Annotated in this window: 24 protein-coding genes; 6 read left to right on the top strand and 18 right to left on the bottom strand. The window is 63.7% G+C overall.

All coding sequences use genetic code 11. The features are described 5' to 3' along the window. Positions 1–5: 5 nt before the first annotated feature. The 3 genes from GWE18_RS20435 to GWE18_RS20425 form a co-directional block, all read right to left on the bottom strand. A complete protein-coding gene (locus GWE18_RS20435) occupies positions 6–1,733 on the bottom strand; it encodes a sulfatase-like hydrolase/transferase (RefSeq protein WP_275187499.1) in 1,728 nt (575 codons plus the stop codon). Between the two features lie 35 nt (positions 1,734–1,768). Next, positions 1,769–3,478 carry a sulfatase-like hydrolase/transferase gene (locus tag GWE18_RS20430; RefSeq protein WP_275187498.1) on the bottom strand — a complete coding sequence of 570 codons (1,710 nt, stop codon included), beginning with the start codon at positions 3,476–3,478 and terminating at the stop codon, positions 1,769–1,771. A gap of 269 nt (positions 3,479–3,747) precedes the next feature. Beyond that, positions 3,748–4,437, bottom strand: a complete 690-nt coding sequence (locus tag GWE18_RS20425) for a TetR/AcrR family transcriptional regulator (RefSeq protein ID WP_275187497.1) — start codon at positions 4,435–4,437, stop codon at positions 3,748–3,750. 199 nt (positions 4,438–4,636) lie between these two features. On the opposite strand from GWE18_RS20425, the gene GWE18_RS20420 reads away from it, so the two are divergent. Further along, positions 4,637–5,254 (top strand): hypothetical protein, encoded by a 618-nt coding sequence (locus GWE18_RS20420; RefSeq protein WP_275187496.1) that lies wholly within the window; start codon positions 4,637–4,639, stop codon positions 5,252–5,254. On the opposite strand, the gene GWE18_RS20415 is transcribed toward GWE18_RS20420, so the two are convergent. Then, entirely contained in the window at positions 5,255–5,497 is a 243-nt protein-coding gene (locus GWE18_RS20415) for a hypothetical protein (RefSeq protein WP_275187495.1), read from the bottom strand. Between the two features lie 11 nt (positions 5,498–5,508). Next, positions 5,509–6,360 (bottom strand): SDR family oxidoreductase, encoded by an 852-nt coding sequence (locus GWE18_RS20410; RefSeq protein ID WP_275187494.1) that lies wholly within the window; start codon positions 6,358–6,360, stop codon positions 5,509–5,511. A gap of 106 nt (positions 6,361–6,466) precedes the next feature. On the opposite strand from GWE18_RS20410, the gene GWE18_RS20405 reads away from it, so the two are divergent. Both GWE18_RS20405 and GWE18_RS20400 read left to right on the top strand, forming a co-directional pair. Next, positions 6,467–6,763: a hypothetical protein gene (locus GWE18_RS20405; protein WP_275187493.1), complete on the top strand. Its 297-nt coding sequence runs from the start codon at positions 6,467–6,469 to the stop codon at positions 6,761–6,763. 56 nt (positions 6,764–6,819) lie between these two features. Continuing rightward, on the top strand, positions 6,820–7,923 hold the full coding sequence (locus GWE18_RS20400) for a DUF2336 domain-containing protein (protein ID WP_275187492.1): 1,104 nt from the start codon (positions 6,820–6,822) through the stop codon (positions 7,921–7,923). Positions 7,924–8,004: 81 nt separating this feature from the next. Here the strand turns inward: GWE18_RS20400 and GWE18_RS20395 are convergent, their stop codons facing one another. After that, on the bottom strand, positions 8,005–8,841 hold the full coding sequence (locus tag GWE18_RS20395) for a LysR family transcriptional regulator (protein ID WP_275187491.1): 837 nt from the start codon (positions 8,839–8,841) through the stop codon (positions 8,005–8,007). Positions 8,842–8,939: 98 nt separating this feature from the next. Here GWE18_RS20395 and GWE18_RS20390 point away from each other — a divergent pair, with 98 nt between their 5' ends. Both GWE18_RS20390 and GWE18_RS20385 read left to right on the top strand, forming a co-directional pair. After that, entirely contained in the window at positions 8,940–9,368 is a 429-nt protein-coding gene (locus tag GWE18_RS20390; protein ID WP_275187490.1) for a PaaI family thioesterase, read from the top strand. Between the two features lie 257 nt (positions 9,369–9,625). Continuing rightward, entirely contained in the window at positions 9,626–9,814 is a 189-nt protein-coding gene (locus tag GWE18_RS20385) for a hypothetical protein (protein WP_275187489.1), read from the top strand. A gap of 98 nt (positions 9,815–9,912) precedes the next feature. Here GWE18_RS20385 and ilvC read toward each other — a convergent pair whose 3' ends face one another. From ilvC to miaA, 8 genes are all read right to left on the bottom strand, one after another. Beyond that, complete coding sequence (gene ilvC, locus GWE18_RS20380; RefSeq protein ID WP_275187488.1) at positions 9,913–10,932, bottom strand: ketol-acid reductoisomerase; 1,020 nt, start codon at positions 10,930–10,932, stop codon at positions 9,913–9,915. A gap of 145 nt (positions 10,933–11,077) precedes the next feature. After that, complete coding sequence (locus GWE18_RS20375; protein ID WP_275187487.1) at positions 11,078–11,683, bottom strand: LysE family translocator; 606 nt, start codon at positions 11,681–11,683, stop codon at positions 11,078–11,080. 7 nt (positions 11,684–11,690) lie between these two features. Further along, positions 11,691–12,596 (bottom strand): EamA family transporter, encoded by a 906-nt coding sequence (locus GWE18_RS20370; RefSeq protein WP_275187486.1) that lies wholly within the window; start codon positions 12,594–12,596, stop codon positions 11,691–11,693. 6 nt (positions 12,597–12,602) lie between these two features. Next, positions 12,603–13,298 (bottom strand): class I SAM-dependent methyltransferase, encoded by a 696-nt coding sequence (locus GWE18_RS20365; protein ID WP_275187485.1) that lies wholly within the window; start codon positions 13,296–13,298, stop codon positions 12,603–12,605. Positions 13,299–13,300: 2 nt separating this feature from the next. Continuing rightward, positions 13,301–13,843 (bottom strand): acetolactate synthase small subunit, encoded by a 543-nt coding sequence (gene ilvN, locus GWE18_RS20360; RefSeq protein ID WP_275187484.1) that lies wholly within the window; start codon positions 13,841–13,843, stop codon positions 13,301–13,303. A 25-nt stretch (positions 13,844–13,868) separates the two neighbouring features. Then, a complete protein-coding gene (locus tag GWE18_RS20355; RefSeq protein ID WP_275187483.1) occupies positions 13,869–14,855 on the bottom strand; it encodes a threonine dehydratase in 987 nt (328 codons plus the stop codon). Between the two features lie 192 nt (positions 14,856–15,047). Then, complete coding sequence (locus GWE18_RS20350) at positions 15,048–16,823, bottom strand: acetolactate synthase 3 large subunit (RefSeq protein WP_275187482.1); 1,776 nt, start codon at positions 16,821–16,823, stop codon at positions 15,048–15,050. Between the two features lie 443 nt (positions 16,824–17,266). After that, positions 17,267–18,220, bottom strand: a complete 954-nt coding sequence (gene miaA, locus GWE18_RS20345) for a tRNA (adenosine(37)-N6)-dimethylallyltransferase MiaA (protein ID WP_275187481.1) — start codon at positions 18,218–18,220, stop codon at positions 17,267–17,269. Here miaA and serB point away from each other — a divergent pair. Continuing rightward, entirely contained in the window at positions 18,198–19,103 is a 906-nt protein-coding gene (gene serB, locus GWE18_RS20340) for a phosphoserine phosphatase SerB (RefSeq protein WP_275187480.1), read from the top strand. The genes miaA and serB overlap by 23 nt on opposite strands. A 165-nt stretch (positions 19,104–19,268) precedes the next feature. Here the strand turns inward: serB and GWE18_RS20335 are convergent, their stop codons facing one another. The 4 genes from GWE18_RS20335 to hflK form a co-directional block, all read right to left on the bottom strand. Then, on the bottom strand, positions 19,269–20,771 hold the full coding sequence (locus tag GWE18_RS20335; protein WP_275187479.1) for a Do family serine endopeptidase: 1,503 nt from the start codon (positions 20,769–20,771) through the stop codon (positions 19,269–19,271). Between the two features lie 251 nt (positions 20,772–21,022). Beyond that, complete coding sequence (locus GWE18_RS20330) at positions 21,023–21,223, bottom strand: DUF2065 domain-containing protein (RefSeq protein ID WP_275187478.1); 201 nt, start codon at positions 21,221–21,223, stop codon at positions 21,023–21,025. 93 nt (positions 21,224–21,316) lie between these two features. Continuing rightward, a complete protein-coding gene (locus GWE18_RS20325) occupies positions 21,317–22,222 on the bottom strand; it encodes a protease modulator HflC (protein ID WP_275187477.1) in 906 nt (301 codons plus the stop codon). Then, positions 22,219–23,364 carry an FtsH protease activity modulator HflK gene (gene hflK, locus GWE18_RS20320; protein WP_275187476.1) on the bottom strand — a complete coding sequence of 382 codons (1,146 nt, stop codon included), beginning with the start codon at positions 23,362–23,364 and terminating at the stop codon, positions 22,219–22,221. Before hflK ends, GWE18_RS20325 begins: the two co-directional genes overlap by 4 nt. Positions 23,365–23,534: the final 170 nt, after the last annotated feature.

Raw genomic sequence — 23,534 nt, 5'->3', positions numbered from 1 at the left:
GCGCGTCAAAGCCCCTTGATCATCCCGGCGTCGATCAGGAGTCGATTAAATCGTCGTGCTTCCGCGCCCTTTCGGCAGGCATAGAACACGCCGTTGCAGCGAAGCATGATCTTCTTCTGCTCCTCGAACGACGGATCGAGCGGGACGCCGGCGGCTTCCTGGATCACGAGCGGGATGTAGGCCGCATCGAGCGTATCGAGCGCCGACGAGAGGTCGCCCGGCCGATAGTTGATGCCGTCAATCGCGTAGTAGGTAGAGAAGTAGCGCGGATCGGCTGCCATCAAGCGTTTCGCCAGCAATTTCTGGTCGATGCCGGGCTCAAGCAGCTTTTGCGAGATGGCCGGCTGGTGATCGCCGAAACGCAGAACCAGAAACGACTGATCCGGATAGTCGCGCTTAAGGGCAGCGATGAATTCCCGGTAGTCGTTCTGCGTCATGACCTGGCGACGAATATATTCGTCGGTCTCCGCCGTGTTTCCCGGTGGCATCCAGTCCGGCGGCGTCAGATCGGGCCGATAGACGTCGGTCCAGGGAAAATGATTGGCCGTGAGGTAGACGAACATGAAGACCGGCGCGTGCTGCGGCTGCTCCCGCGCAAACACCTTCAAGGCCTGATCGAAGTAGAACTTGTCGGGCTGCATATCCTGGGCGACGCCCATATCCGCCATGTCGATGAAGTGGCCGACGCCAGCGCCCTTCTGGAATGCACGCGCGCCGAGGAAGTTGCCATAGGTCGGATAGAGCGAGAAGGTCTTGTATCCGCAGCGCTTGAGCGCCTGCGGTAACCCGCGCGCAACACGGTTCGCGGTGATCCTTGTGACATAAAACTTCAGATCGCCGAACGACCGTGCCGACATGCCGGTCAGGACGTTGAATTCGGTGTACCACGTCGGGCCGCCGGTTGCCTCAGCGATCATGGTCCGTTGCTTGCCGTCGATGGACTTGAAGTAATCGGAGTACCCTTGCGGCACTTTGATGCCAGGCGCGGCCGAGATGTCGAAACTCGACTCGTCGAGCAGCATGATGATGTGCGGTCGCTTTGCCGTGGCGTCGCAGGTCTCGGCGGGCGGCAGCATGGGCAGGCCGGCAGCGTGCGCTCCCGCAAGGCGAAGCGGGCCATTGGTCGGCGGATCGACCTCGATCCATCCCGTCGAAGCCAGCCGCGACACCGCCACCACGCCCGAGCGCGCCAAACTGGAAACATGATTGACGCCCTGGAACGGCTCCCAGGCCTGCTCGGGCCAGACTACCGACATCACCGAGATCAATGCTGTCGTCGCAGCCATCCCCGTCAAGGCAAAGCGGCGGCGCACGCGGAACGGATCGAAACGCCAGACCAGCCACAACAGCGGAACCGCAACGAGGCCTGCCAAGGCCAACTGCATCTGCAGGCGCGGGAACACCGAGAGCATGAACGAGAACGTATCGCGGTCGATGATCAGGAAGTCGAGGAACGTCAGCGTTAGCTGCAGAATTCCGAACTTGAAGTGCGACAACGCGATCAGGATAACGATGATGGCCAGCGTCAGCGCGGCACAGACGCCGGGCCGCTGCAGCACGACCAAGAGGAAACAGTTGACGAATACCCACGCCAGCACGGAGAGCGTGATCGCGAACGGCCCGTATTCGGTGGTGAGCAGGACCGCCAGCCCCGCCAGATGGACGGCAACGATCAGGCCAGCCGCAGCAAAGAACCGGACGCCGCGCGCTTTCGCGACGGCGGTTTCGCTCATTCCGGATTCGGCAACGGCAGCAGACATATCGCTCCTCAGAGCCCCTTGATGAAACCTGCCTCGATCAATAACCGGTTGAACCTGCGGGCTTCAGCCCCGTCCTTGCAGGCGTAGAATACACCCTTGCAGCGGAGCATGATGTTCTTTTGCTCCTCGAACGAGGGGTCGAGCGGAATGCCCGCGGCTTCCTGGATCACCAGCGGCAGATAGGGCGCGTCGATCGTGTCCATAACGGCCGAACTCTTCACCGGCTCGAAATTGATGGCGTCGATCGCATAGTAGGTGGTGAAGTAGCGCGGGTCGTAGGTGTCGAACTTGTGGGCGACCCTGGCGTCGTCCAGACCGGGATCCAAGAGGTTCGACGAAAACTCCGGCTGATGATCGCCGTAGCGAACGATCAGGAACGGCTGCGCCGGGAATTTCTTCTTCAGGCTGGCGACGAACGCCGCATAGTCGCCGGCGCTCATCGTCTGGCGGCGCAGATATTCGTCGACCACCGGCGCGTTGCCGGGCTTGCGCCAGGACGGCAGCAGGTCCGGGCGGAACCTGGTTTCCCAGGGGAAATGATTGGCGGCGAGATAGACGAAGGTGAACAGCGGCGTATTGGCCGGCTGATCGGCGATCAGCTTCACGGCCTTGTCGTAGAAGAAGCTGTCCGGCTCGATGCCCTTCGCGCCGAGGGCGCGCGCGTCATAGAAGTGCTGGATGCCGGTGGAGGTCTGGAAGCCGCGCGCGCCCATGAAGGCGCCATAGGCCGGATAGAGCGAGATGGTGTTGTAACCGCAGCGGCGCAGCGCCAGCGGCAACCCACGCTCGACCCGTCCCGACGCAATGCGGGTAACGAAATAGGAGAAGCGGCCGAACGATCGCGACGACAGGCCGGCCAGCACATTGTACTCGGCCATCCAGCTTGCGCCGCCGCTGCTCTCGGCCATGAACTTGCGCTCGCGGCCGTCAAAGGACTTGAAGTGGCTGCCATAGCCTGGCGGCACCTTGACGCCGGCGGCCTGACGGATGTCGAAGCTCGACTCGTCATGAATCATGATGATGTGCGGGCGGCGGCCGGCGACTTGGCAGGAATCGACCAGCGGCATCTTCAACCGCTCGGCGGTCACGGCCTCCGATTCCATGAAGCCGTAATTGGCGAAGTCGGAAACCGCCGTCACGCCCGAGCGGGCGAATTTGGAGAAATAGCCGTCGTCGTAGTAGCCGCGCCAGGCTTCATCCGGCCAGGCGATGGAATAGCCGGCCAGCGCGGCGAGACAGGCCAGCAGGCCAGCCGCCGCCGGCCGGCGGCGGATGCGGAACGGATCGAGCCACCACAGCGCATACATCAGCGGCAGGATCACGAGCGCGGCGCCGACGACGCTCCAGCGCAGGTTGGGAAAGATCGTGAACAAATACGCTGCGGTGTCGCGGTCGATCACCATCAGGTCGACGAAGTTCGCGGTCATCTGCACGACGTCGTGCTTGAGCCGCGACAGCAGCACCAGCAGCACGACCAGCGTCAGCGACAGCGCGGCCGACAGCGCCGGGCGCCGCAGCAGCGCGATGAAGAAGAAGTTCAGGACGCCCCACGCCAGCGCGAAGCCGATCCGGCCGCCGAAATCGGTTTCGGTGTGCAACAGGATCGCCAGCGCCGCTAAGTGCGGTGCAGCAACGGCGGAAAGACGCCAGAAGCCGATCGCGGCAAGGCCGGCGGCAAGGGTGGCGGCGGAGGGCCCTGGATTTGGCGCGGGCGCCATTGAAGCAACGCAACATGACCCGGCGCAATACAAAGCCTTGGCTGGTGACGACCAGGAGACGCACGACCAGCCGGAACCTGTGTCGTGTCATAAAAACGTAGTGGAATCGTCATGAACGCGCAATGAATTTGCCCACGGGCGGCCAAGGCAGAGTAAATTTGAGGCTGTCATTCCGGGGCGCGAAGCGAACTATGGTGCGCGATTGCGCACCTGAGAATCTCGAGATTCCGGGTTCGATGCTTCGCATCGCCCCGGAATGACGGCGGGAGTCAGGACCGGCTGGCGATCCCCTCGATGAAAAGATCCAGGATTGCCTCGGCGGTTCGCTCGGCCTCAGGGGCGGCCACCCCCCAGCGCGGAAAATGACCGTCGATGTTCATCCGGGCAAAACCATAGACCAGCGCCCGCCCGGCGATCTGGACCTGTCTGAGGTCTACCTGCCGGAGCTGGCCCGCGGCGAAGGCCTCCGCCAGCGTTTGCTCGGTCAGCACGATCAATTCGGCATTGTCGCGGCTGATGGCGGCCGCCCTGTCGTGATCGAACAGGCGGCGGCTGGAAATAATTTCGAAATGGGTCGGGTTACGCATCGCCCAGCGCAGGTAAGCGAGCCCGAGGCAGCGAAAGCGGCCGAGCGGATCGCCGGGCGCGGCACCGGCGAGCGCCGCCTCGATCTCGGCGCGGAACCGGCGCTGCGCCTCCTCGGCCACCGCCTGCATCAGGGCGTCGCGGCTTGGAAAATGCCGGAACGGCGCCCCCGGCGACACGCCGGCGCGCCGGGCGGCCTCACGGACACTGACCGCGTCCGCCCCGCCCTCGCCGACCAGTTGCAGCGCGGCGTCGATCAGGACGCGCCGGAGATCACCGTGGTGATACGGCTTTGGCGCGGGTGCGCGGGACGGGCGCCGGCGCGGCTTGGCGGCCGAAGATTTCGCGGCGGACGATCTGGCGGCAGGACGCATCCCTCCTCCTAGCATCACCAGCTTGTGAATGTAAGCGCCGATTACACGGATTGACCCTGCTCGCCAAGCCAATGTAATCAGAGATTACATGAGCTGCATCCGCGTCATTGCGAGCGCAGCGAAGCAATCCACGCCGCAACGCGGGGATGGATGGATTGCTTCGCTGCGCTCGCAATGACGGTGCAAAGGGGGAGAAAACATGCCGACGCGTCAAAACTGGTTCGATGGCTGGCGGCTGTTCGCCCTGCTCTCGCTGATCCTGCTGGCCCTAAGCATCTGGATCGCAGGCATGCGGGGCTTCGAGGTCGACGGCGTGCGGATGGTGATCCGCTTCACCGCGCGGACCTCGCTGGCATTGTTCTGCCTCGCCTTCTCGGCCGCCGCGCTGGCGCTGATATGGCCGAACGCGTGGACGCGATGGCTGCGCCGCAATCGCCGCTATCTCGGCGTCACCTTTGCAGCCTCGCATGCCATCCACGCGGTCGCCATCTTGGCCTTCGCCGTGATGGATCCTGCCGGATATGCGGCGGCCACCTCGATCGCATCCTACATCTTTGGCGGCATCGGCTACGCCTTCATCATCGCGATGACCGCAACCTCGTTCGACCGCACCGCCGCCGCGATCGGCGCACGCGCTTGGCGCCGGCTGCATCTCGCCGGCGGTTATTATCTGCTGTTTCAGTTCATGGTGTCGTTCGGCAAGCGTATTCCCGACATGACGCTTTACGCGCTATTCCTGATTCCGCTGGTGGCGGTGTTCGCGCTACGGATGATCGCAATGGCGCCGCGGGCCAAGCAGACCGTTCAGGCCGGTTGATCAGTTGTCCGCCTTCAGGAAGAACTTGCGGCCGAGTTGATGGTGCACCGTGATGACGGCACGATCGACATCGCTGATCAGGCTGTCGCCGAGCACGACGTTGGGGATTTCCCAGTTTCGCCCCTCGCGGACGGGCAACGCCGACAGCGCCGGAACGGAAGCGGTTTCGCACCCGGGTTGAGCGCGAAGCGCCGCGTTGGCAAGGAGAGTCAACTCGGCGTGGGTCTTACCAATGCGCGTCATCACGACCGACTTCATCCCTGCGGCGTCAGCCCGAGACGCTTGGCGATGATCCTGTCGAGGGTGCGCTTGGGCAACACGGCGGCCATGAACTGGCGCATCGGATCCGGCGCGATCATGTAGCGCACCTTGGGATTTTGCAGCGTCAGCGCGTCAAAAACCTTTTCGGCGATCTTCTCCGCCGGCAACCCGGTCGCGCCAAGCGCCAGCATGAATGCGCGGATCCTCTCCAGCGCGGGCAAATACGGCGAGTTCTTGAAAGGGGAAATGTCGACTTCCTCGGCCTTGCTCCAGATCGGCGTCTTTACCGCCCCCGGCGCAATGATGATGACGTCGATCCCGAACAGCATCAGCTCGCGGCGCAAGCTCTCCGACAGCCCCTCGATCGCATGCTTTGAGGCGGAATAGGCCGAGGTCAGCGGATTGCCGTTCTTGCCGGCAACCGAGGAGATCATCACGATCCGCCCCTTCGGTCCCTTCAGGCTCGGATCGGAGCCGAGCAGCGGCCCGAATGCCTGGGTCGCAATGATCGGGCCGATGAAATTGACGTCCATCTGGCGACGGAATTCGTCGGCGGCGAGTTCGAGCACCGGCCCTGACACCGCAATACCGGCATTGTTGACGAGGCCGGCAAGCGTTTCACCGTTGAGGGCGCCACGGACCTCGCGCGCGGCGGCCAGCACCGCCGCCTCATCTGTGACGTCGAAGATCAACGGCGTGAAGTTCGCGCCAAACTCGCCCTTGAGGCGGTCGGCGTCGGCCTGCTTGCGCACGCTGCCGAACACGCGGAAGCCGCGATCGAGCAGCAGCTTCGCACTGGCCCAGCCGATGCCGGTGGACGCGCCGGTGATGACGACAGATCTCATGAGCTAAGCCCTTGTAAGAGGGGTTTAATGAAGTTCGTCGTGAAGGAATGCTTAAGCGCCGGCTCCGTGAGCTTCCTCCGCGGGTGCGGCCAGCCTTGACGGCGTCTTGTTCGGCAAGTTGCTATTCGATTTTTCCCCGGAAGGATTTGGGGAGGATAGCAGCCGGACCGGGGTACCGGAAGCGATGGTACATGCCCCGATCCGGTTCGACATCGGCGATTTATCGCGTGAAATCGCAGCATACGACCCGATCGCTTTGGTAAATAATTCGGGAACGCAACGTTTGCAATGCGCGGCCTGCTTCGATGCCGGAGAGCTCGCGAGGGCCGTGGCCCGTGGACTCCCCATTTCAGGTGCAGTCGATCTGTATTTCCACCGGATCGCGCCTTTAACGCGGGTGTAAGGCTCGGCTCGGCATTGTGCGCGCCAACCCATCAACAACCAGACAGGCTGCCCACAATGGTGCAACAGCCGGCGCACTCGATCATTGCCGAACTTGAAGATGCCGTCAGAGGCGGTTCATCCGCCCGCCGGGTGGAAACCCTGCGACAGGTCACCGACCTCTTCCTCCATGACGGAGAACGCCTCAGCGACGACCAGGTCAAGGTCTTCGATGACGTGCTCTGCCTCCTGATCGCGCGCGTCGAAACGCGGGCGAAGGCCGAACTCTCGAAACGGCTGGCGCCGCTCGACTACGCCCCGTTCGAGGTCATCCAGCATCTGGCCTGGGACGACGAGATCGAAGTCGCCGGCAGCGTGCTTGCGAGTTCCAGCCGGCTCGGGACCGACGTGCTGGTCGAGATCGCCAGCAGCAAGGGGCAGGATCACCTGCTCGCCATTTCCGGCCGGCCCAACCTGCCCGCCGCCGTGACCGACGTCATCGTCGATCGCGGCGAAGACCAGGTGATCCGCAAACTGGCCAATAATGCCGGCGCGCAGTTTTCCGAGGAAGGCTATTCCAGCATCGTCGCCCGCGCCTCCGCCGACGATGAACTGGTCGAGATTCTCGGCCTTCGCGGCGATTTGCCGGCAAATTGCATGCGCGATCTTTTGCGCCGCGCCAAGGACGCGGTCCGCGCCCGCCTGCTGGCGATCGCGCCGCCCGCGCTCCAGGAAGAGATCAAGCAGGTCTTGAACACGATCGCCCGCGAAGCGACGCCTCCGAGCCGCAGCTTCGGCGTCGCCGAAGAACTGGTGAAGCTGATGAAGGGGCTGAACGAGCTGGACGACGCGGCCGTCTACAAGTTCGCGGAGACCAACAAGTTCGACGAAGTGACCGTCGCGCTGGCGGTTCTCAACGACATGCCGATCGAAATGACGGCCAAGCTGATGGAAGGCCCCCGCGCCGACCTCCTCCTCATTCCCTGCCGGTCGGCCCGCCTGAACTGGCCGACCGTCGAGTCGATCCTGCGCAACCGGCCGGTAATGCCTTCGGTCAACGAGCAGACGCTGGAGATCGCGCAGCGCGACTACCGCAAGCTGTCGCTGGAGACGGCCCAGCGCACCGTGCGCTTCTGGCAGTTGCACAACAGGATCGAGAAGGAGCCGATGCGACCGAATTGAGGCGGCTCGCGCCGGTCGGCCGCCGTCTTTGCCGGTGGTCGGCCCATCGCGTATGTCTCACTGCGCGAGGCCCGCAACCGATCACAAATGATCGAGCGCGCGATCGAGCCAGCCGTCGCCGCCGCCTCTGACCCATTCAAAGCCCAGCCGCCGGGGCAGATCGACGCCCTCGGGCCGAAGCATCCGGACCTCGGGGTATTCGAAACTGTCCGGCATCAGACAGAAGCCGAGGCCGGCCGCCACCATCGCGAGCGCCCGCGCGTCGCTGTCAGTCTGCGCGACGACTTTCGGCTGCACCTTCCACGCGTCGAGAATGCGCGATGCCGACTGCAATTGCTCGCAGTGCACGCGCACGATCAGGGTCTGACCAGCCAATATCTCCGGGGAGACCGGGCCGCGGGGAAACGTGCGGGCAGAAACGGCCAATGCCTGGCGGTCTTCCGCCAGCACCGATTGCCGGTGACCGCGTGCCAAAGGTCCCAGAGCCGTCAGGACCACATCATAGCGGCCATTGGCAAGCCGTTGCTGGAGCTTGGGAAGGGGTGCATCTTCGGTTCGCCACGAACGTCCCGGCTCGATCGCGCGCAACCGCATGATGCATTGGGCCACGAAGGCCGGAGAAATCGTCGGCAGGATTCCAAGCCGCAGCGGCCTGCCCGATGGCTTGTCGCGAGACGCGGTCTTGAGCTGTTCGGTTTGGCGCAGAATCGACCGCGCGGTCTGTAGCACCTCCTCGCCCCGCGGCGTGAGCCTCACGCCGCGCGCATGACGCTCCAGCAATGCGCACCCCAGTTCGGCTTCGAGGGACGCGATCGCGGCCGACAGCGTCGGCTGCGTGACGAACGCCCGGCGCGAGCCCGCGCTGAAGCTGCCCGCTTCCGCAACAGAAACGAAATACCTGATCTGCTTCAGATCCATCTATAGAGAATATCTATGGCTTGATATCGGAGCAATCGAGATTGCCTAAGTCGCTTCATGGTCCGAGCATATGCCGGTCAAACAGCCGGGAAGGACTCATGGATCATCCGATCCGCGAATTGGTCGAACGGGTCACCTACGCCCCCGGATATACCAGCTCCGTCGGCACCAAGGTCGAGAGCGCGGAACCCGGCTGTGTGGTGATGTCGCTGGCGAAGAACGACAATCTCTTACAGGCCAACGGCTTCTTTCACGGCGGCATCGTCGCCGGGCTGGCCGACCATTCCGGCGGCGGGGCGGTCACCACGGCTATGCCGCCCGGCCGGTTCGCAGTGACCATCAACCTGCAGGTCAGCTTTCTGGCCCCGGCGAAGGGCGAAAAGCTGATCGCGCGCGCCCGCGCGATCCAGGTCGGCAGCACGATCGGCGTGGCGCATGTCGAGGTGGCATCGCTGGCCGACGGGGTAGAGACGCCTTGCGCGGTGGCGGTCGTGACGCTTCGCGGAGTCGATTTGCCGGCCCAATAAATGCCACGCAATGCTAGAGAGTACGGCGCGTTCCGATGATGGAACGCGCGTCGCTTTCCAAGAGGTGCGAGGATAAGTCCGGTTCGCTGCTGAGCCAGCACATGAGATGTTGGAAAATGCGGAAACCGGCATCGGTCTCGATCGTCGCTCTCGCCTCGCGCGCAAGAATGCAGGTTAAGCAACCGAGCTTTGACTCGGTAAATGCTGACTTTTCCGTCGCTAATGTATTGGTTGAACTGCGTCCACCGAGAACATGCATGAAGCGTCAGTTCTTCGTTTCGGCTCGGTTGACGCGTTTTTCGAGCGGCGGGTTGAAGAATGTGCTTGAAGCATCAATCCTTCAAGGAAACGGCGAGACCGCTATTGCGATCTCGCCGAATATTGCCGGGCAAGGCTTAACATTTGGTGTTTCAATACCAGCCCCTCATGGTGAGGAGGCGCGTTAACGCCGTCTCGAACATGTGGCCCCGCTGGTGCCATTCATCCTTCGAGACGGCGCTAACGCGCCTCCTCAGGATGAGGTCAGGCACCGATCGATAAGGCCTCAGTTCTTGGTCTTGTCGACCAGCGCGCCCTTCTTGATCCACGGCATCATATCGCGGAGCTTGACGCCGACTTCCTCGATCGGATGGGCGGCGAGCTTGGCTCGGGTCGCCTTGAACGAGGTCTGGTTGACCTTGTTCTCCAACATCCAGTCGCGGGCAAACTTGCCGGACTGGATGTCGCTCAGCACCCGCTTCATCTCCTTCTTGGTCTCGTCGGTGACGATGCGCGGGCCGGTGACGTACTCGCCGTACTCGGCGGTGTTGGAGATCGAGTAGTTCATGTTGGCGATGCCGCCTTCATAGATCAGGTCGACGATCAGCTTCACCTCGTGCAGGCACTCGAAATAGGCCATCTCGGGGGCATAGCCGGCTTCGACCAGCGTCTCGAAGCCGCCCTTGATCAGCTCGACCAGGCCGCCGCAGAGCACCACCTGCTCGCCGAACAGGTCGGTCTCGCATTCTTCCTTGAACGAGGTTTCGATGATGCCGGCCCGGCCGCCGCCGATGGCGGAAGCGTAGCTGAGGCCGAGGTCATGGGCGTTGCCCGAGACGTCCTTGGCGATCGCGATCAGGCAGGGCACGCCGCCGCCGCGCTGGTATTCCGAGCGCACGGTGTGGCCGGGCCCCTTCGGGGCGATCATCAGCACGTCGAGGTCGGCGCGCGGGTCGAGCAGGTTGAAATGGACGTTGAGGCCGTGCGCGAACACCAGTGCCGCGCCCTTCTTCATGTTGTCGTGCAGGTGCTCGCGGTAGATGTCGCCCTGCAGCTCGTCCGGGGTCAGCATCATCACGAGGTCGGCCCATTTGGCGGCTTCCGCCACTTCCATCACCTTGAAGCCGGCGGCTTCCGCCTTCTGGGCCGAAGCCGAACCCTTGCGCAGCGCAATCGCGACTTCCTTGACGCCGGAATCTTTCAGGTTCAGCGCATGGGCGTGGCCCTGGCTGCCATAGCCGACGATGACGACCTTCTTGCCCTTGATCAGGTTCAGGTCGGCATCACGATCGTAATAAACACGCATGGTCGTTTCCTTAATCGATGGCCAAAACGGCCGGTTAATCAGGCATTTGGGGGAGTAGGACCGCCGGTCGCCCGCGAATTTCCGGCGTTGTCTAGAGCATTTTCCGCGTCAAAGGAAACCCGTTTATGCATGGCGCGGTGCGGCATCATGCGTCCATGAAGACCGGATAGAGCGAGGCCAGGAGCAGCACCGCCATGATGATGTTGAAGGCCCGCACTGCCCGCCGGGAGGTCAGGACCGGCCGCAGCGCGGTGCCGAACAGGGCCCAGGCGGTGCAGGACAGGATACCCAGGATCAGGCTCAGCCCGACCTGGATCGCGATGTTCCAGGGATAGGCCGCGATCGCCGCATAGGCGGTGATGGTGCCGATTACCATGACCCAACCCTTGGCATTGACCCACTGGAACATGGCCGCGCCCCAGAACGTCATCGGTCGGCCTCGCCGACTGTCCTGCTCCGCCGAGGGCGGCTCGGACATCGCGATCGCCCAGGCCAGATAGACCAGATAGGCCACACCGGCATATTTCAGGATGGTCTGCAAAATGGGATAGGCGATGAAGACGGTGCCGAGCCCGAGACCGACCGCGCCGACCATGAAGGCAAAGCCGACCGTGATCCCCATGATGTGCGGGATGGTTGGGCGGAAGCCGTAAGTCAGCCCCGACGAGAGCAGCATGATGTTGTTCGGCCCCGGCGTGAAGAACATCACGGTGGCAAACATGACGAAGGCGATCAGCAGCGAATGTGACATGGGGGCCTCACGCGATCTTTGGCAGAACTTGTTCTTCTGAAGCCTTGCCTTCTAAAGACTTGGGACGCTTCGACAGCAGCATCACGGCAATGCCGCCGACTACGGTGGTCATGCCGGCGAGCCGCAGCGGGCCAAAAGTCTCGCCGAACACCACACTGGAAGCGGCAGAGCCGACGAACGGCACCAGCAGCGCGAACGGCACCACCTGTGCCGCCGGGTAATCCCGCAGCAGCCGGCCCCACAACCAGTAGGCGATGCTGGTCGAGACCCCGCCGAGGCCGATCATGCACATCAGGCCCGTCAGCGACATGTGGGTCAGCGCATACCAGGTCGGCTGCGGGCCGTTGGTGACCAGCGTCAGCGCAAACAGCGGAACCGCAGCAACCAGACACAGCCACGCGAACAGGTCGAACATCGGCACGCCCTGCGCACGCCGCAGCAACAGATTGCCGATCGCAAAGCTGAGTGGAGAGATCATCAGCACCGCAAAGGCGCCGACGCTGAAATCATAGCCGACGGTGCCGCAGATCATCAGCAGGCCCGCCGTGGCGACGCCGATGCCGACGGTCTGCCACGCGCCCGGCCGCTCGCGGAACAACAGCGCCGCAAAGCCGATGGTGAACAGCGCCTGGCTCTGCACGATCACGCTGGACAGGCCGACCGGGACGCCGTGCGCAATGGCGAAGGCTTGCGCCAGAAACTGGCCGAGGAACAGCGTGAAGCTGATCGATGCCAGCACCGTCCATGAAACCTTGGGCCGCGCCACGAACAGGCAGGGCAAGGCGGCGATGGAAAAGCGCAAGGTCGTCATCAGTTCCGGCGAGAATTCGTCAAGCGCGATCCGGCTCGCCACGAAGGCAAGACCCCAGATCACCGCTACCAGCACGGCGATGCAGACATCGGCCGGTTTCATTTTTTTCTAGCTCTGTTGGTCCGGCTTTGGTTTGCGCAGGAGATAGGTGCCGTGCAGCGGGGCGTGATAGTCGACCGATTCCAGTGTGAAGCCGATATCGGTCAGCATGCGCTCGATCACCCAGCCGAAGGTCGAGTACTCGTCGCGCATGTGGGTCACCACGCCTTCGCGCTGGAAATCGTGGTTCTTGATGGTGAAATCGGCCCACTGGTCGACATCGCGCTCGGCGCCGTCGGGCATGCTGACGAACACGATGTCGCGCAGGTAGAAATTCGCGCCGGGCTTCAGCGCGGCATAGATCCGGGCCAGCGCCACCGCTTTCCAGAAATCCGGTAAATGATGCAGCGTGAACTCGCTGACGATCAGATCATAGGAATTCGGCTGGTAGGCGAAGCTCAATAGACCCGCGGACTGGGTGCGGATCGCGACCTTGCGGTCGCGCGCCTGGATGTTGGCGAGCGCCAGCATCGCCGGTGAAATGTCTATTGCGTCGACCTCGGCCCCAATCAGCGCCGCCTCGCAGGCCAGTACGCCGTTGCCGCAACCGATATCGGCCACCCGCCAGCCGCGCTGCACGCCGAGCATGGTGAGGGCGGCACGGGCGCGGTCATCGCTGTCGTCATGGCGGTCGTAGATCGAGGCGACCGCGGAATCGAGTCCGAGCTGCCGTCTTTGAGTGTAGTACCAGTCACGCGCCAGCATGTTCACATCCCCTCAGGCCCACGCCCGATCGCGGCGACCCCGGTGCGCGACACCTCGACAAGGCCGAGCGGGCGCATCAGGTCAATGAATTGACTGATCTTGGACGAATTGCCTGTGATCTCGAACACAAAACTCTCCGTTGTGGCGTCGATCACCCGGGCGCGGAACGCATCCGCCAGCCGCAGCGCCTCGACCCGGCTGTCGCCACGGCCCTGCACCTTCACCATCGCGAGTTCCCGCTCGATCGAGCGGCCGGTCAGGGTCATGTCGACGACGCGGTAGACCGGAATCATGCGGTCGAGCTGGTGCTTGATCTGCTCGATCACCATCGGCGTGCCCGTGGTGACGATGGTGATGCGGGAGAGGTGCTTCTGGCTCTCCGTTTCCGACACTGTGAGACTTTCGATGTTGTAGCCGCGGCCGGAGAAAAGGCCGATCACGCGCGCGAGCACGCCGGGCTCGTTCTGCACCAGCACCGACAGCGTATGCGTCTCGTTGGGATCGTGGCGGTCTTCCAGGAAGTAGGCGGATGCGGGCTGGTTCATTGTCGTCCCCTTACATGTCCTCTCGTCACGCCATCGCCGGTTGATCTGCGGCAACAGCATCCGGCCCGACCCAGCGGCGGAACCGGTCAAAATCGATATTGCCACCGCTCAAAACAAGTCCGACGTGCTTGCCTTGAAGTTTCTTCTTCTCCTGCAGAGCCGCCGCCAGCGCAGCCGCGCCGGCGCCTTCCGCAAGATTGTGGGTATCGGTCCAGTAGGCCCGCATCGCCGAGGCGATTTCGTCGTCGGTCACCTGTACTACGCGGGAAGCGCCCTTGCAGATGATCGCAACCGCAGCGGCATCGGGAATGCGTGTCGCCACACCGTCGGCGCGCGTGTTGCTGGTTTTGGTCGTCACGACGGCGCCGGCCGCGAACGACAGTGCGAAAGACGGCGCTTCGGTCGACTGCACGCCGACGATTTCCGTTTTCAGGCCAAGCAGATCACGCGCCAGGATGCAGCCGCAAATGCCGGAGCCCTGCCCGATCGGAACATAGAGAACGTCGAGATCCGGCGCCCTTCGCAATAGTTCGAGCGCATAGGTCGCGACGCCCAGGACGAGATCAGGATGGAAGGCCGGCACGATTTCCAGCCCATTCGTCTCCGCGCGACGATAGGCTTCCTCGCGTGCAGCCTGAAAATCCTCGCCGTGCTCGACAAGCTCGGCGCCAAATCCGCGTATCGCGCGATTTTGCTCGACCGAATTGCCGTGCGGAACATAGATCGTCACCGGCAAGCGGTGACGACCTGCCGCAAATGCCAGACTCTGTCCGTGATTGCCGCGCGTCGCCGAAATGATCCCGGGCGTGTTGGGCCGTTCACGCTTCAGGCGGTCGAGATAGACCAGTCCGCCGCGCACCTTGAAAGCGCTGGTCGGCGTATGGTTCTCATGTTTGACGATGACGCGCGTACCCAGCCGTTCGGCCAGTAGCGGCCAGACATGCGCCGGCGTCGGCGGCACCGCCTGCCCCACAATCCCGTGCGCGCGTTCGAGCTCGGCGAGGTTAAACATGGAAGCACCCGGCGTTAGGCTCCCTCTCCCCGTTCTTACGGGGAGAGGGTCGGGGTGAGGGGCTGCATCCGCAAACCCGATAGATGTGAGTACGCGGAGAGTCCCCCTCACCCGGCGCTACGCGCCGACCTCTCCCCGCGCGCGGGGAGAGGCGAAGAGAGAGAGCTCGTCGTGAAGGCTGCATCGGCGTCCTCACACCAGCGCCTTGCCGCCGGCAAACGCTGCGGCGGTGGCTTCGTCGGTGGCTTCCACCGGCAGCAGCATTTCATTGTGCGCCTTGCCGGACGGAATCATCGGGAAGCAATTTTCCAGCGCCGCGACGCGGCAATCGAACAGCACCGGACGTTTGACGCTGATCATCTCCTTGAGCGCACCGTCGAGATCGCCGGGCTTGATCGCCTGCAGGCCGACGCAGCCGAATGCATCCGCGAGCTTGACGAAATCCGGCAGCGCTTCGGAGTAAGAATGCGACAGCCGGTTGCCGTGCAGGAGCTGCTGCCACTGCCGCACCATGCCCATGTACTGGTTATTCAGGATGAAGATCTTGATCGGCAATTCAAACTGAACCGCCGTCGACATCTCCTGCATCGTCATCTGCACCGAGGCGTCGCCGGCAATGTCGATCACGAGGCTGTCAGGGTGCGCGACCTGCACGCCGAGCGCTGCCGGCAGGCCGTAGCCCATGGTGCCGAGGCCACCCGACGTCATCCAGCGGTGCGGCTGCTCGAAGCCGAAGAACTGCGCCGCCCACATCTGGTGCTGGCCGACCTCGGTCGTGATGTAGGTGTCATGGCCGCGCGTCGCCGCGAACAGGCGTTCGATGGCGTATTGCGGCAGGATGACATCGTTGTTCTTCTTGTAGGCGAGCGAATTGCGCGCGCGCCATTTGGCGATCTCCTGCCACCACGGCTTGATGTCGGGCTTCTTGGCTTCCGCCTTGAACACCTGCAGCAGGTCGCCCAGCACATTGGCAGCGTCGCCGATGATCGGCACGTCGACGCGGATGTTCTTGTTGATCGAGGAGGGATCTATATCAATGTGGATCTTCTTCGAGCCCGGTGAGAACGCATCGGTGCGGCCGGTGATGCGGTCGTCGAAGCGCGCGCCGACGCACAGCATGACGTCGCAACCATGCATCGTCATGTTGGCCTCGTAGGTGCCGTGCATGCCGAGCATGCCGAGCCAGTTCTTGCCGGTCGCGGGATAGGCGCCCAGCCCCATCAGCGTCGAGGTGATGGGAAAGCCGGTGACCTCGACCAGCTCGCGCAACAGCTTCGACGCCTCGGGTCCGGCATTGATCACGCCGCCGCCGGAATAGATCACCGGCCGCTTGGCGGAAGCCAATAGCGCCACGGCTTTTCGGATCTGCGCAGCGTCGCCCTTCACCCGCGGCGTATACGAGACATGCACGTCGGACTTGCGCGGCGGATGATAGGTGCCGATCGCAAACTGCACGTCCTTGGGGACATCGACCACGACCGGGCCGGGACGGCCGGTCGTTGCGACATAGAACGCCTCGTGCAGCACCTTGGCTAGATCGTTGACGTCGCGCACCAGCCAGTTGTGCTTGGTGCAGGGACGGGTGATGCCGACGGTGTCGCATTCCTGGAACGCGTCATTGCCGATCAAGTGCGTGGGGACCTGGCCGGTGATGCAGACCAGAGGAATCGAATCCATCAGCGCATCCGTCAGCGGCGTCACCATGTTGGTGGCGCCTGGGCCCGAGGTCACCAGCACGACGCCCGGCTTGCCGGTCGAGCGCGCATAGCCCTCCGCCGCATGGCCGGCGCCCTGCTCGTGGCGCACCAGGATGTGCTCGACCTCGCTCTGCTGGAAAATCTCGTCATAGATCGGAAGCACCGCGCCGCCGGGATAGCCGAAGATGTGCTGGACGCCATGATCGATGAGCGCGCGCACGATCATCGCGGCGCCGGTCATCTGATTGGGGTCGTGGCTCTTGTCGGTCATGGTCTGCTCCGGATGCGCTTTTGGCGCGGCTTTCTCAGTGTCTGTTTCGGGAAATAAAAAAGGGCCCGAGAGGCCCCATGCACACCGCCTGAATTTGGATGGCCTTCAGCCACCCCCGGCGGTGCGCCTGGGTACGACTACGATAAGGAGTTTGGTAATAATGTTACGCATTTCGCGGCTCGGCTTCCCAAAGGTTGCGCGCGTTATACCGTCCGGCCCCCGGAAGTCAAGGGAAGGGACGCCATTAGCGCGGTTTTGGCAGTGTAACTGTGTTCCGGTCGTTCGGCGAGTGGGAATTTGCGGTTCCAGCCATGCGCTTCCCTCTCCTCATGGTGAGGAGCGCGTCTTCGCGCGTCTCGAACCATGAGGCCCGTGGCCCATCCTTCGAGACGCCGCGGAGCCTGTCATCGGGCCGCGCTGCGCGCGGACCCGTTGGCGGCTCCTCAGGAAGAGGTTCGTGCGCTTAGCCACCCCCTCGCCACCTCCGGCGCCATCCATTCGAACTCCGGCAATTGGTGCCTGAACCAGGTGAATTGCCGCTTGGCGTAATGGCGGGTGTCGGCACGGCCGATTTCGGCGGCCGCCTCGCGCGTGATCTCGCCGCCGAGGTAGCGGATCAGCGCCGGCACACCATGGGCCTTCATCGCCGGCAGCAAGGGATCGAGCTTTCGCGCGGCCAATGCGGCGACTTCCTCCAGCGCGCCTGCGGCCAGCATCGCGCCGAACCGCGCATCGATCCGCGCATAAAGCTCAGCGCGCTCCGGCGCAAGAAACAGCGCGCTGAATTCGCCCGGCGGCAGTAGCGGCGGCAGCCCTTCGCGATGCCAGTCAGGCAGCGCGCGGCCGGTGGCTTCGATCACTTCCAGCGCGCGGACAATCCGGGTGCGATCGCGCGGCTTCAGACGTTCGGCCGATATTTGATCGCGCCGCACCAGCTCAGTGTGCAACGCTTCGACGCCATCGCGCTCCAGCCGCGCGCGAACGGCTTCGCGCACTTGCGCTGGGATCGGCGGCACTGCGGAGAGACCGCGCGTCAACGCCTTGAAGTACAGGCCGGAGCCGCCGATGAAAATCGGCAGACGCTTTGCCGCGCGCGCCTCGGACAGCACCTTTCCGGCATCCGCCACCCAGGCGCCCGCCGAGAAATTGACCGAAGCATCGACGTGACCATAGAGGCGGTGCGGAACAAGCGCCTCTTCCTCCGGGGTCGGCCGCGCCGTGATGATGCGGAGATCGCGATAGACCTGCATGGAATCGGTGTTGATGACGATTCCGCCGGCTTTTTGTGCCAATTCGAGCGCCAGCGCCGACTTGCCGCTGGCGGTCGGCCCTGCGATAAGCACGGCCTTGCTCAAATCTAGCTGATGCGCCTGCATGTCCCTGGTCGCCACCCTCATCTGCAATCCGGCCAATCCCGCGCTCGACACCACGATTGTCGACGGCGCGCTGGCCGTTCTCCCCTCGCCCGGCACGGCGCAATGGCTGTTCGACGAGGTTGCCGTCGACATTCCCTTCGAGGGCCAAAGCAACAGCCGGGACGATATCAAGGCGATCGAAGCCCGCCTGCAACAGGCGCGCGGCGACCTCCCGATCGACATCGTCGTGCAGCCTGCGGCCTTCCGGCGCAAGAAGCTTTTTCTGGCGGACATGGATTCCACCATGATCGGCCAGGAATGCATCGACGAGCTGGCCGATTTCGCCGGGCTCAAGGCGCACGTCGCCGCCATCACCGAACGGGCGATGCGCGGCGAGATCGAATTCGAGCCGGCGCTGCGCGAACGCGTCGCACTGCTGAAGGACATGCCGGTCGGCGTGGTCGACGAGGTGCTGGCAAAACGCATCACGCCGACGCCGGGCGGGCTGGAGCTGGTCATGACCATGCGCGCCAACAGCGCCTGGACCTGCCTGATCTCCGGCGGCTTCACGCTGTTCACCCATGCGGTCGCCGCGAGGATCGGCTTCCAGGAGAACCGCGCCAACGAATTGAAGGTCCGCGACGGTAAGTTCACCGGCGAAGTGGCCGAACCGATCCTCGGCCGCGCCGCCAAGCTCGCCACTTTGATCGAGCTTCGCGAATCCTTCGACCTCGACGAGATCGATACGCTGGTGACCGGCGACGGCGCCAACGACCTCGGCATGATCGAGGCGGCTGGCCTTGGCGTCGCCTATCACGCCAAGCCCGCAGTGGCCGCTGCCGCCGCCGCGCGGATCGACTACGGCGACCTCACGGCGCTGTTGTATGCGCAGGGCTATCGGCGCGAGGAGTTTGTGGGGGGATAAGACTCTCTACGTCGTCCCTGCGAACGCAGGGACCCATACCGCGTTGTCCTATCGATAAAAGCAAGATGGCTGACGTCTTCCAAAGCAATTGGTGCCGCGGCGTATGGGTCCCTGCGTTCGCAGGGACGACATGGTCGTTTGGAGCAGCCAGCGGTGGTCACACCACTACTGCACACTCAGCGCGACAAAGCGCAGTTCGCCCTCGCCGTTCGACACCAGCATCAGCACCGACTTCTTGCCGTCCTTCTTGAGCTGATCGACGCGCTTCTTGATGTCGGCGGCGTTGCTTACCGCTTCCTGCGCCACCTCGACGATGACGTCGCCGGCGGACAGCCGCTTTTCGGCGGCGTCGGAGGAGCCGTCGACACCGGTGATGATCACGCCCTTGACGCTGTCCTTGATCTTGTACCTCGTACGCAGGTCCTTGCTCAGCGCGGCGAGATCGAGGCCGAGCGCCTTTTGCGTCACCGGCTTCTCGACGGGGTCTTCCTTGGTCTTGGCAGCGGCCTGCTGCACTTTTTCGGTATCCTCGAGGCGGCCGAGCGTGACCTTGCGGGTTTCCTCGTTGCCCTTGCGGATAATCACGACGTCGACTTCCTTGCCGACCGCGGTGTCGGCAACCGCGCGCGAGAGGTCCTTCGGATCCTTGACGTCCTTGCCGTCGAATTTGACGACGACGTCGCCGGGCTCGATGCCGGCGGGCTTGGCCGGCCCCTTGTCGTCGATGCCGGCGACCAGCGCACCGCGGGCGGGCTTGATGTTGAGGCTTTCAGCGATCTCCTCGGTGACCTGCTGGATCCGCACGCCGAGCCAGCCACGGCGCAATTCGCCGAACTGCTGGAGCTGATCGACCACGCGGGCTACCGTCTTCGACGGCACTGCGAAACCGAGGCCGATCGAACCACCGGTCGGCGAGATGATCAGCGTGTTGACGCCCACCACTTCGCCTTCGAGGTTGAACAGCGGACCACCGGAATTGCCGCGGTTGATGGATGCATCGGTCTGGATGTAGCTGTCGTACGGCCCCTGGCTGATGTCGCGGTTGCGCGCCGACACGATCCCGGCCGTCACCGAGCCGCCGAGGCTGAACGGATTGCCGATCGCAATCACCCATTCGCCGAGCCGCAGCTTGTCGGAATCGCCGAACTTCACCGCGGTCACCGGCTTCACCGGCTTGAACTTCAAGACCGCAATATCGGTCTTCTTGTCGACGCCGACCAACTCGGCCTTGATCTTGGTGCCATCGTTCATGATCAAGTTGATCTCGTCGGCATCCGCGATGACGTGATTGTTGGTGACGACGACGCCGGCAGCATCGACGATGAAACCGGAGCCGAGCGAATTGGTCTTGCGCGGCGGCTGCATTTCGCCGCTCTTGTCGCCGCCCTTGGGCGCACCGCCGCGGCGGTTCTTGAAGAAGTCATCGAAGAACTCCTCGAACGGCGAGCCCGGCGGCAATTGCGGCATCGCGTCCCTGCCGCCGCCCTTGGCCTCCACGCTCTGCGAGGTCGAAATGTTGACGACGGAGTCGATCACCTTCTCGGCAATGTCGGCGATGCCGTCCGGCCCGCGCGCGCTCGCCGGCACTGAGGCCAGCAAGCTGGCGGCACTGAGCGAGATCGCAATCCCCATCAGGCGCAGGCGGCGGCTCAAAGCGGGTGCGGTCATGTCGGCGTGTCTCCAAAGGGGCGGATTCGAGTCCACAGTGCGCCCGAACGGGTCGGACGCGCAAGCATCTGCGCTGGATATTCCGGCGAAAAATCGGCTCCAGGCGGCTCACGATTTCGTTGACGCCACAGCAATTTGCGGCGGTTTATTGCCGTCATTCCGGGGCGCGAAGCGAACTCAGATGTGCGCACATCTGAGAATCCCAGGATTCCCCGATGCGCGCGGACCATCCCGCAAATGACGGTGAAAACCTACCGCCGCACGAACCAGATCAGGAGCAGACCCACGACCGCCGAGACGATGCCGACGATCCGCAGGATATTGTCCGGCGTTGTCAGCGCGCTCTTCATCGCCCGGCGCATCCAGGCCGGGCTGGCGGCGAACATTAGGCCTTCGAGCACAAAGAGAATGCCCACACCGATGAGGAAGTCGGCGAACGCTATGGACCTCATCGGATGGCAACCCCCCGCTATTCTAGCGCCTTTTGCTTTGTGCCGGCGAAGCGGAACCCGCTTCGCCGTAACTCGCGTATCCGACCCCGAGGCTTAAGGCTTCGCTGCCGCAGCCGCAGCCGCCGGCGGGTGGCCGGACGGATTGGCAAAGAAGCGGAAGAACTCGGAATCAGGGCGCAGCAGGAAACGGGTGTCGTTGGAGCGGAGCCCGGTCTCATAGGCCGACATCGAACGATAGAAGGCGAAGAAGTCCGCATCCCTGCCATAGGCCTCGGCGAACAGGCGGTTGCGTTCTGCGTCGCCCACGCCGCGCGTCTGCTCGGCGGTCGAATTGGCCTCCGCGATGATGACCGTGGCCTCGCGATCGGCCTTGGAGCGGATCTCCTGCGACTTCTGGCCGCCCTGGGCGCGGAACTCCGCCGCCTCGCGCTGCCGTTCGGTCTGCATGCGCTGATAGACCGCCTGGCTGTTGGCCTCCGGCAGATCAGCGCGGCGGATACGCACGTCGACCACCTGGATGCCGTACTGATCGGCCTCCCTGTCGAGTTGCTCGCGGATGCGCGTCATCAGGCCCTCGCGTTCGTCGCGCACCACATTGATGAAGTTGACCTCGCCCAGCACGCGGCGCAATGCCGCGTTCAACAGCGTGGTGAGCTGGATGTTGGCGGCCTGGATCGAGCCGATGCTCTGATAGAAGCGCAGCGGGTTCTTGATCCGGTAGCGGGCGAAGGCGTCGACGACGAGCCGCTTCTGGTCGGAAGCGATGACTTCCTGCGACGGATTTTCCAGATCGAGGATGCGCTTGTCGATGCTGATGACGGTGTCAATGAACGGCGCCTTGAAGTTCAGGCCGGGCTCGGACACGACGTCGACCGGCCGGCCGAGCCGGACCACGAGCGCCTGTTCGGTCTGCGACACCGTGAAGATCGAGCTGTAGCCCACGATCACCACGAGTAACAGCAGGATCAGGGTGGCAATACCTGCAACCGGAGACCTCATCGCGTGCCTCCCTGCTGCTGCTGCTGCTGACCGGCCGTCGGCGGCGGGCGCCGCGGCGTCAATTCGCTGAGCGGCAGATAAGGCACGATGCTCTGTGCCGAGTTGCCGCCGTCATAGACCAGTTTCTCGGACCCGCCGAGAATTCGTTCCATCGTCTCCAGATAAATTCGCTGCCGCGTCACTTCCTTGGCCTTGTTGTATTCCTCGAACACCTTCGTGAAGCGCGCGCTCTGGCCTTTGGCCTCGGCGATCGCCTGTTCCCTGTAACCCTCGGCGACCTGCAGGATCTGCGCAGCGCGGCCGCGGGCGTCGGGGATGACGCGGTTAGCGTAGGTTTGCGCCTCGTTCTGCAGACGCTCGAAGTCGGCGCGCGCGGCCTGCACGTCGCGGAACGAATCGATGACCTGCGCCGGCGGGTCGACCTTCTGCATTTGCACCTGCGTGATCTGGACCCCGGAGCCGTAGCTGTCGAGCGTCCGCTGCATCAGTTCCTGCACGCCCTGCTCGTTCGTGGTCCGGGCGCCGGTGAGGATCGGCTGAATCAGAGACCGGCCGATCACTTCGCGCATCGCGCTTTCGGCCACCGCCTTCACGGTGCCTTCAGGGTTCTGGATGTTGAAGAGGTAGTTGCCGACGCCGTCGGGCTTGATCCGCCACAGCACGGTGAAGTCGACGTCGACGATGTTTTCGTCGCCGGTCAGCATCAGGCTTTCTTCCGGCACGTCCCGCATGGTGCGGCCGCGCCGCGCCGGATCGTCGATCAGCGACATCCCGATCGAGATCGTGGAGACGCGCAGTGCCTTCGGCAGCAGCACGGTCTCGATCGGATAGGGCAGATGATAGTTCAGGCCGGGTTGCACGGTGCGGACATGCTTGCCGAAGCGCAGCACGACGCCGAGTTCTTCCGACTGCACGCGGAAGAATCCGGACAAGCCCCAGATCGCCAGCGCGCCGGCCAGCACCAGCGCAATGCCCATGCCGCTGAAATGTCCGCCCGGCAGAAGCTGCTGCAGCTTGTCCTGGCCGCGCCGCAGCAAATCCTCGAGATCGGGCGGCCTCGGCCCGGTCGATTGCGGACCCGAACCCCACGGTCCCTTCGGACCTGAGCCCCATGGGCCCCCGCCTTGATTCTTCCACGGCATATAAACTCTCCTCTGCGGGGGGCCCGGGTCCGCCTGTTTGGGCAGGATGCCTTAAGCCTCGCATATCCGCCCGGCTTTATAGGGGACCACCCGGGCCCTTACAACGCAAGCTTACCCCTTCGAGCAGCTATGCTTGAGGCCATAATTGTCAATGCAAACATTGGTTAGGG

Origin of the sequence: Bradyrhizobium sp. CSA112 (assembly GCF_029051645.1) — a bacterium.
In the GTDB taxonomy this organism is placed as follows: domain Bacteria; phylum Pseudomonadota; class Alphaproteobacteria; order Rhizobiales; family Xanthobacteraceae; genus Bradyrhizobium.
The sequence above is the reverse complement of the archived record's forward strand: the minus strand, read 5'-3'. Positions and strand labels throughout refer to the sequence as shown.